General features: G+C 35.7%; 3 protein-coding genes. 1 reads left to right on the plus strand and 2 read right to left on the minus strand.

The features are described 5' to 3' along the window. Window positions 1–1707: DUF5696 domain-containing protein (locus ACTTG8_RS09595; RefSeq protein WP_442561891.1), on the plus strand; the 1707-nt coding region annotated here is incomplete at its 5' end. A gap of 126 nt (window positions 1708–1833) precedes the next feature. Here ACTTG8_RS09595 and ACTTG8_RS09600 read toward each other — a convergent pair. Further along, on the minus strand, window positions 1834–2964 hold the full coding sequence (locus ACTTG8_RS09600) for a CapA family protein (RefSeq protein ID WP_442561892.1): 1131 nt from the start codon (window positions 2962–2964) through the stop codon (window positions 1834–1836). A gap of 17 nt (window positions 2965–2981) precedes the next feature. Further along, window positions 2982–4424, minus strand: a complete 1443-nt coding sequence (gene gtfA, locus ACTTG8_RS09605; protein ID WP_442561893.1) for a sucrose phosphorylase — start codon at window positions 4422–4424, stop codon at window positions 2982–2984. Between the last annotated feature and the right edge of the window lie 421 nt (window positions 4425–4845).

A 4845-nucleotide genomic window follows, 5' to 3' on the forward strand; every position in this document is an offset into this window, starting at 1 on the left:
GGCTCAGGTTTTATCAGCCACTACGATGGATTCAGGATAAATGGAGAAGAAATAGACTTATCCTTTAAAACCTATGTCTGGATTGAATACTCCACAAATGATATTTTCTTTGAATTTATACCCATCAAAGATATTTCTGCAAATATAGATTATATTTCATGGCCTGCTCCATTTGATTTTAAAAATAACAGTTCTGACTGGTATACTTTACTTCCAAAACAGCAGGGACTTCTTATTCCAAATAACTGGGAAACAGAATTTAAGCCTGACGGATTTAACGGTAGATTCGGTACTTCTAGTGCCTACTTACCATTTTTCTCACAAATTAAAGATGGAGATGGCTATATAGCTATAAGCCTAACTCCTTGGAATATGGGCTATAATGCCCTTCATCCTGCTAACAGTGATTATACCTTAGTAAATTTTAGGCTTGAAAACAGTCTTGGAAAAATGGAATATCGCAGAGTAATGAGATATTCATTTTTAGAAAACTGTGATTATAATTATATATGCAAATTTTATAGAAAGTTTGCCACTGAAACAGGCAGACTCAAGACCCTAAACGAAAAGGCTGTACAGAATCCATCTATAAATAACCTCATAGGCTGTGCCTTTGTACACAAGGGTATTAAGACCTGCGTACAGCCTGATTCAGACTTTTTTGATCCTGAAAATCCCGAAAAAAACAACCATCTTACCACCTTTGCACAAAGAGCCGAAGAAATAAAGAAATTGCATGAACTAGGTGTAAACAAACTTTATCTTCATTTGGACGGCTGGGCTAATCCGGGATATGATAATAACCACCCTGACTATTTGCCTGCCTGCATAGATGCCGGTGGTTGGAAAGGTATGAAATTACTTGCTGATACAATACAGAACTTAGGTTTTATGTTTGGTATTCATGATCAATATAGAGATTTCTATAAAAGTGCTGAAAGTTATAGTGATGACCTTGCCTGTATGAATCCTGACGGCAGTATATATTCTCATAAACGCTGGGCAGGAGGCTCTCAGAGTTATCTTTGTACCGGTAAAGCTCTACATTTTATAAAAAGAAATTTTAATGAAATACAAAAAAACGGAATCAATTTAGATTGTGCCTACCTTGATGTATTTACCTGTAATGAGGGCGATGAATGTGCTAACCCAAATCATCGTATGACAAGGCGTGAGTCTTATGCTTATAGGAATGAGTGCTTTAACTACCTACTCTCTAAAAATATCTTATCAAGCTCCGAAGAGGTAAATGACTGGGCTATAAAAAGCCTTGTCTTCTGCCACTATGCTCCTTATGACTTTATGCTTGAAAAGCTCGGAAGTCCAAAAAAAGGAATCCCTGTACCTCTCTTTAATCTTGTATATCATGACTGCGTTATTGAACCTTGGATGATGGATAAGGCTCACGAAAATGAAGACTATATGCTTTATGCCCTATTAAACGGAGGTGCTCCTTATCTGATAAGAGATCCTGCCTACCTAGACATAGATGGTGCCTTTTCTATTCAAAACAAGCTGAAATTAAGCAATGATATTAAAAGAAGTAAGATTGTATCTGACTTTCATGAAAAAGTTGCCAAAAGTGAACTTATCAAACATGAACTCCTTGATGATATGGGCAGAAAGCAAGCCTCTACCTTTGCAAATGGGTATAAAATAATTGCTGATTTCGATAACTCAAGTTTTGAAATTATGAAAGTGTTTTAATTCAAAATATATGTTCTTGACATTCTTTGGATAGATTTTTGCTGAATAAACATTTAGAAAAATTTCCTTACTCAATAAAAAAGCTGATACATATTTTTCTATGTATCAGCTTTTTTATTATTCAATTTAATCCCACAGTTTACCCCAAATTTGGTTACAAAGTTTCTTGCAAAAATCTAATGAAAATGTATAATCTTGTTTCTTCATTATATTTTTATTTGCCAGTTTTACAGTATAAGAACTTAAAGGATAAACTCTAGAACCATAACGAGCGCCTGTATTATGCATTACCAGAGCTTTAACTCCATATTTACTGATTTTTACCTTATTTTTATCATCTTTCTTAAGAGTAACCTTTGCCAGCCCTCCTACATATCTGTCAGCTACCCTACCACTGGAATCAGTTGCATTTATAAAATTGCCTAGAGAATAATAAACAAGCATCTTATGCCCTGTTTTCTTACCCTTTACATATTTTATAGGCTCTATTACATGAGGATGGCAGCCAAGTACCAAGTCAGCTCCATTTTCTGCAAAAATCTGACTCCAATACTCCTGATAGGATGAAATGCCTCTGTCATACTCAGTTCCCCAATGCGGGCATACTATGGTAAAATCTGCTGCTTTTTCAGCCCTTTTTATATCACTCACTACTTCCTTTTCATTTAAATAATTTACTGCATAAGGCATCTCCTTAGGGAGAGGAATACCGTTTGTACCATAGGTATAATTAAGTATTGCTACTTTTATTCCATTTTTTTCATAAATACAGAGTTTATTTTTCTGTTTCCATGATAGATTAATTCCAACCGTCTTTATCTGTGGATACTTTTTCCAAAAATTAAGACAATTATATATTCCCTTTTTTCCCCTATCAAGTGAGTGATTATTACTATTTAATATAACATCAAACCCCGTATCTACTAGAGCATCCCCTGCCTCATAAGGACCGTTAAAGGACGGATAACCTGTAATTCCCAGTTCTTTACCACCAAGTATAGTCTCCTGATTGACTATCGCAAGATCAGCCTCTTCTATATACAGCTTTACTTCCTTAAAAATAGGCTTATAATCATATCCACCTTTTCCGTCTTCCGACCATTTGTTAAGTCTTGTATGCAAAAGCACATCTCCCGCCATAACTATATCAAGTTCATTTTCTTTAACAGTTTCTGCTAATGCCGTTTGCATTGTAAATGTACTAATTGTACAAGAAATAATTGTAAAGCCCAATATTACTAATTTCTTAAGTTTCATACTGCCCCCTATCATTTTTAATTACTAAATATTTCCTCTCCATTTGAAATAACCTTAAACTTCTTTGTCTTAAAATCAGCTATAAGTTCGGCTTTTTCTCCCTCTGACTCTCTTACTATATGAAGTTTATCATCATCAGTGACAAGGATTTCAAACTTACCATCAATAGCAAAAGCCTGTGAAGTATTTCTAAATTCCATAAGTTTAAGCAGATTTTTAACCACTGGTCTTTCCACTTCTTCATCCACTTCTTCTAGAGTGTAATAATGCCTATTGATATCTCTACCCACCTTAGTCTCCTCAAGGAGCTTAAGATCATTTTTACCTGCAAGGAGTCCTACATAATACACCTGAGGAATACCCTTTGAGAAGAACTGAACTGCCCTTGCTAAGAGGTATGCATCATCATTATCTCCCAAAGCTGAATAATAAGTACAGTTCACCTGATAGATATCGAGGTTGTTGTAAGCAGCTGTATTATATATCTTCTTAACATTTGCACCAAATTTAAAAATATCTTCCTTGGTTCTCTCTATTTCTTCATCTGGAAGTAGATCCTTTACATCCACTACACCGATGCCGTCATGAGTATCCAGCGTAGTGAACTGCTTATTAGGGCATTTTAACAGCCAGTCTTTAAGATATTTTGTCTGTCCGTAATAAAGGGCATTGAGTAAGAGCATTGGAAGTGCAAAGTCGTATACAAAATATCCCTTATCTGCAATTTTAAAAGGAATTGTATAATGCTCATGAATCTCCGGAAGAATAGTAACTCCTGTAGGTTCAAGTACATCTGTAACTTCTGCAAGAAGTTCCCATACATAAGGTTCTACAAAGAAACAACTCGTTCCTGCTTTTTTAGTTGCATAAGCAAAGGCATCAAGCCTTATAATTGCAGCTCCCCTCTTTGCCATTCCTGTTAAATTATCAACAAGGAACTTCTTAGCTGTTTCAGATGGGCAGTTGATATCTATCTGCTCCTCATCAAAGGTGCACCATACTTTTTCAGTAGTTCCATCTTCAAACTTTGCATCTACATAAGGAGCTCTAGGTTTTCTTTTATAAATCGCATCTACTTCTGCCTCTGTAGGCTCACCATTTTCCCAAAAATCTTTATATCTGATAAAAAGGTCTTTGTAAGGGCTGTTATCCTTATTTTTCAAAAAATCTTTATAATAAGGACTCTGTGCGCTTATATGATTTAACATATAATCAAACATAAGGTAATACTTTTCTGACAGTCCTGTAACATCTTCCCAATCTCCAAAAGCCTCATCTACGATATCATACCTCATTGGAGCAAATCCTCTATCTCCTGATGATGGAAAGAACGGTAAGATGTGAACTCCACCAAGAGCTTTAGAAAAATGCTTATCAAGCACCTTGGAAAGATCCTTAAAATCCTTTCCCATACAATCAGCATAGGTAATCAGCATAATTTTGTTTTCGAGTTTTTTCATAGATGCATCTCCTCGTATAATATCTTTTAGATACACAACTACATGTATCTTGGTTAATAAGTTACTAAATAAATATTGTTCAATAGGCTTAGTTAAACCCATGATATAATTGTCCCAGTGTCAATCAGGTAATAGTTCTGTCGTCTCCTGTTGAGTCACATAGGTGGCTGCTTCATAGAAAGTCTGTTCCCCTGACATGGAAGTTAGCTTCAAACCGGCTGGCTGTTTGCTTAAGTTCATGGACAACCATTTAGCAGTGTGGTTTCGCATCTGTCCATCTTAAGCCGGATTCTTATATGCGAGGGTGTCGATGCTCCATGATCATGGGTTTTACCAAGCCGATTGAACACTTTAATCTAAAACGAAAGGAGGTGATCACCATGAACACACTTTACGTCGGTATTGATGTAAGCAGCAGATC

The organism is Catonella sp. (assembly GCF_052173895.1).
Classification (GTDB): domain Bacteria; phylum Bacillota; class Clostridia; order Lachnospirales; family Lachnospiraceae; genus Catonella.